Source organism: Rubellimicrobium sp. CFH 75288 (genome assembly GCF_009904055.1).
GTDB lineage: Bacteria > Pseudomonadota > Alphaproteobacteria > Rhodobacterales > Rhodobacteraceae > Rubellimicrobium.
In genome coordinates, this window is record NZ_WYDP01000045.1 from 1 (window position 1) to 1,482 (window position 1,482).

The 1,482-nt window shown below is 68.9% G+C and carries 2 protein-coding genes and 1 pseudogene; all 3 read left to right on the forward strand.

The genetic code is table 11. The annotated features are described in order from the left end of the window. Nucleotides 1-291: pseudogene (locus GT358_RS16265) on the forward strand (Clp protease ClpC); the annotation flags it as partial. A gap of 310 nt (nt 292-601) precedes the next feature. Further along, nucleotides 602-1,021, forward strand: a complete 420-nt coding sequence (locus GT358_RS16270; protein WP_166583681.1) for an Hsp20/alpha crystallin family protein — start codon at nt 602-604, stop codon at nt 1,019-1,021. Nucleotides 1,022-1,037: 16 nt separating this feature from the next. Then, a complete protein-coding gene (locus GT358_RS16275; protein ID WP_166583682.1) occupies nt 1,038-1,439 on the forward strand; it encodes an Hsp20/alpha crystallin family protein in 402 nt (133 codons plus the stop codon). The last annotated feature ends 43 nt before the right edge of the window (nt 1,440-1,482 follow it).

Genomic DNA, 1,482 nt, shown 5'->3' on the forward strand with positions numbered 1-1,482 from the left:
GTGGCGCGCACGGCGCAGGCCCAAGGCGTGCAGGTCATCTTCGACGATAGCCTGATCGACATGCTGGCGGCCGAAGGGTTCCGGCCCGAATACGGCGCGCGCGAGCTCAAGCGCCAGATCCGCAGCCTGGTCGAGACGCGCCTGGCTCGCGCCATGCTGGGCGGCGAGGTCACGCAGGGCGATCGTGTGCGGATCGGCTGGGACCAGCAGGCCGAACAGGTGCGCATCGAGCCGGTGACACAAGACGAAGCGGGGGCCGAAGCGCCGGAAGATCGGTCGGCGGCCGAGTAACCGGACGCCGGCGGCCGACCGATCGACGGCGGTGCCGCACGCCACCGCCCTGTCCGGCAACCATCTGAGAACGGGGGGAGGACCTTTCCCGACGGCAGCCTCTTGACATCCCGGCGGCACCTTCCTTCATCAGGATCGAACGCCCGAAAGGGGTTCACGCAAGACGACGGGTCTGGCCCAAGCGGCAGGCCACCGGGGGTGCCGGTCCGGGCCCCTCGAGGTGACGTCCGAAGTCCAGAGCGGGGGGCGCAGTCTGATGCCTCCCTCCCGTCCTTCGTGGCCGCCTTCGGGTCCACAGGAGGAGGTGACCATGCTCTACAGGACTGCACTCTACCCCGCCGATCCCTTCGCGCTGATGCGCCGGCTGTCGGAGGATCTGGACCGTGCCTTCGGCGCCTCCCGCGCCTTCCCGGCGCTGAACGTCTGGCAGAACGACGAGGCGGCGGCGATCACCGCCGAACTGCCCGGCGTCGAGCCCGCCGACATCGACATCCAGGTGAAGGACAACGTGCTCACGCTGTCGGGCGAGCGCAAGGCCCCTGCCCTGCCGGACGGCGCCGTCTGGCATCGCCGCGAACGGGCCTTCGGGCGCTTCACCCGTGCGATCAGGCTTCCGTTCCGTGTCGATCCCGAAAAGGTCGAGGCGCGCTTTGCCGATGGCGTGCTGCGCATTGCCGTGGGCCGCCCCGAGGAGGACAAGCCCCGCCGCATCGCGATCAAGGCCGCCTGAGAGAGGAGGACGAGACATGACCACCGAAGTCACCACGGCGCCCGAACAGACCCCGGCCCAGACTGCGGCAGAAACGACCCGCAACCGTCCGGTCTGGAGGCCGCTGACCGACATCGTCGAGACGGGGGACGGCGTGACGCTGATGCTCGAACTGCCCGGCGTGGCGCCCGACGATGTGGACGTCGCTCTGGAGCAGCGCGTCCTGACCATCCGCGCCCGGTCGCACCATGCCGACCCCGACAGGCTCCGCCTGGCCCATGCCGAATACGAGCCCGGCGATTACGAACGCGCCTTCACCCTGTCGGGGGATTTCGATGCCGACCGCATCGAGGCCGAAATGCGCAACGGTGTGCTGACCCTCCGTCTGCCGCGCAGCGAAGCGAGCCGGCCGAGGACGATCAAGGTCAAGGCCGCCTGAGCCGATGAAAGGAGGATTGTGATGAAGATCAAGGATCTGATCC

Coding starts and splice junctions, on each gene's coding strand:
- GT358_RS16270 (WP_166583681.1), top strand. CDS start 602: ATGCTCTACAGGACTGCACTCTACCCCGCCGATCCCTTCGCGCTGATG.
- GT358_RS16275 (WP_166583682.1), top strand. CDS start 1,038: ATGACCACCGAAGTCACCACGGCGCCCGAACAGACCCCGGCCCAGACT.